Source organism: Pseudomonas sp. YNh (assembly GCF_037993085.1).
GTDB lineage: Bacteria > Pseudomonadota > Gammaproteobacteria > Pseudomonadales > Pseudomonadaceae > Aquipseudomonas > Aquipseudomonas putida.
The window spans coordinates 1-3,135 of sequence record NZ_JBBMRJ010000067.1 but is presented as its reverse complement, the minus strand read 5'-3'; the positions used below and the strand labels follow the sequence as shown (position 1 = coordinate 3,135).

Genomic DNA, 3,135 nt, shown 5'->3' with positions numbered 1-3,135 from the left:
ACGTTGTCCGGAGCAGTCACGGTGATCGAACCGCTGGTGCCATTGGCCGGTACGGTGATGACGGTTTTACCGTCGCTCAGCGTGAAGGTCAGGGCGCCGTGGTTATTGATCGGCAGACCGTCTTTGTTGGTCAGGGTGATGGTGTAGGTGATCTCGCCGCCTTCGGTGACCGAAGGGGTGGCGGTCAGCTTCGCCACGACTTCGTCGGTGGTGTCGGTGACATCCACTTTCGCAGCGCCGCCGAGCTCCAGGTTCTCAAACGTACGGCCGTCGATATCGGCTGCCGACTTGATACCCAGGCTGATTTCACCGGCGTCGTTGTAGACGTCGTCGCCCTGCGCATCGTGGGTATACGGCGCGCTGGTGTCACCGGCTTTGATGGTGACCTGGGCATTGTTGCTCAGGGTCACGACCAGGTCGTGGTCCAGCGGCTGGTTGATGTGCACGGTGAACGTCGGTTTGACGTTCTCGGCCACCGAAGTCTGATCAGCCGTGATGGTGACCTTGACCAGGTCGCCTTCGTTGTTGCCGCCTGGGTTGCCCGGAGTACCTGGCTCGTCAGTAACAGTGGTGCTGACCGGGGTTTTGTCCAGAGTCAGCTGCTCGAACTTGCCAACATCAGCGCCCGCAACGGTCGCAATCGAGTTGACCACCGCTGGGTTGCTGCCAACGTAGACGTTGTCCGGAGCAGTCACGCTGACCGAACCGCTGGTGCCGTTGGCCGGCACGGTGATGACGGTCTTGCCGTCGCTCAGCGTGAAGGTCAGGGCGCCGTGGTTATTGATCGGCAGACCGTCTTTGTTGGTCAGGGTGATGGTGTAGGTGATCTCGCCGCCTTCGGTGACCGAAGGGGTCGCGGTCAGCTTCGCCACGACTTCGTCGGTGGTGTCGGTGACATCCACTTTCGCAGCGCCGCCGAGCTCCAGGTTCTCAAACGTACGGCCGTCGATATCGGCTGCCGACTTGATACCCAGGCTGATTTCACCGGCGTCGTTGTAGACGTCGTCGCCCTGCGCATCGTGGGTATACGGCGCGCTGGTGTCACCGGCTTTGATGGTGACCTGGGCATTGTTGCTCAGGGTCACGACCAGGTCGTGGTCCAGCGGCTGGTTGATGTGCACGGTGAACGTCGGTTTGACGTTCTCGGCCACCGAAGTCTGATCAGCCGTGATGGTGACCTTGACCAGGTCGCCTTCGTTGTTGCCGCCTGGGTTGCCCGGAGTACCTGGCTCGTCAGTAACGGTGGTGCTGACCGGGGTTTTGTCCAGGGTCAGTTGCTCGAACTTGCCAACATCAGCGCCAGCAACGGTCGCAATCGAGTTGACCACCGCTGGGTTGCTGCCGACGTAGACGTTGTCCGGGGCAGTCACGGTGACCGAACCGCTGGTGCCGTTGGCCGGCACGGTGATGACGGTCTTGCCGTCGCTCAGCGTGAAGGTCAGGGCGCCGTGGTTATTGATCGGCAGGCCGTCTTTGTTGGTCAGGGTGATGGTGTAGGTGATCTCGCCGCCTTCGGTCACCGAAGGGGTCGCGGTCAGCTTCGCCACGACTTCGTCGGTGGTGTCGGTGACATCCACTTTCGCAGCGCCGCCGAGCTCCAGGTTTTCGAAGGTACGACCATCAACGTCCACAGCGGACTTGATGCCAACGCTGATCTCACCGGCGTCGTTGTAGACGTCGTCGCCCTGCGCATCGTGGGTGTACGGCGCGCTGGTGTCACCGGCCTTGATGGTGACCTGGGCATTGTTGCTCAGAGTCACGACCAGGTCGTGGTCCAGCGGCTGGTTGATATGCACGGTGAAGGTCGGTTTGACGTTCTCGGCGACCGAAGTCTGGTCAGCCGTGATGGTGACCTTGACTAGGTCGCCTTCGTTGTTGCCGCCTGGGTTGCCCGGAGTACCTGGCTCGTCGGTAACAGTGGTGCTGACCGGAGTTTTGTCCAGAGTCAGCTGCTCGAACTTGCCAACATCAGCGCCCGCAACGGTCGCAATCGAGTTGACCACCGCTGGATTGGTGCCGACGTAGACGTTGTCCGGGGCAGTCACGGTGATCGAGCCGGTAGTGCCGTTGGCCGGCACGGTGATGACGGTTTTACCGTCGCTCAGCGTGAAGGTCAGGGCGCCGTGGTTATTGATCGGCAGACCGTCTTTGTTGGTCAGGGTGATGGTGTAGGTGATCTCGCCGCCTTCGGTGACCGAAGGGGTGGCGGTCAGCTTCGCCACGACTTCGTCGGTGGTGTCGGTGACATCCACTTTCGCAGCGCCGCCGAGCTCCAGGTTTTCGAAAGTCGCACCGGTGGCGTCCACAGCCGATTTGATGCCAACGCTGATTTCACCGGCGTCGTTGTAGACGTCATCGCCTTGTGCCGCGTGCTCGTACGGCGCGCTGGTATCACCGGCTTTGATGGTGACCTGAGCGTTGTTGCTCAGGGTCACGACCAGGTCGTGGTCCAGCGGCTGGTTGATGTGCACGGTGAAGGTCGGTTTGACGTTTTCCGCCACCGAGGTCTGATCAGCCGTGATGGTGACCTTGACCAGGTCGCCTTCGTTGTTGCCGCCTGGGTTGCCCGGAGTACCTGGCTCGTCGGTAACAGTGGTGCTGACCGGAGTTTTGTCCAGAGTCAGCTGCTCGAACTTGCCAACATCAGCGCCCGCAACGGTCGCAATCGAGTTGACCACCGCTGGATTGGTGCCGACGTAGACGTTGTCCGGGGCAGTCACGGTGATCGAGCCGGTAGTGCCGTTGGCCGGCACGGTGATGACGGTTTTACCGTCGCTCAGCGTGAAGGTCAGGGCGCCGTGGTTATTGATCGGCAGGCCGTCTTTGTTGGTCAGGGTGATGGTGTAGGTGATCTCGCCGCCTTCGGTCACCGAAGGGGTCGCGGTCAGCTTCGCCACGACTTCGTCGGTGGTGTCGGTGACATCCACTTTCGCAGCGCCGCCGAGCTCCAGGTTTTCGAAGGTACGACCATCAACGTCCACAGCGGACTTGATGCCAACGCTGATCTCACCGGCGTCGTTGTAGACGTCGTCGCCTTGTGCCGCGTGCTCGTACGGCGCGCTGGTGTCGCCGGCCTTGATGGTGACCTGCACGTTGTTGCTCAGGGTCACGACCAGATCGTGGTCCAGCGGTTGG

At 61.4% G+C, this 3,135-nt stretch carries 1 protein-coding gene; it reads right to left on the bottom strand.

Annotated features, from left to right (window positions below; translation table 11 throughout):
- The coding region (locus tag WF331_RS29010) for an immunoglobulin-like domain-containing protein (RefSeq protein ID WP_340623557.1) at window positions 1–3,135 on the bottom strand (3,135 nt) is incomplete at both ends.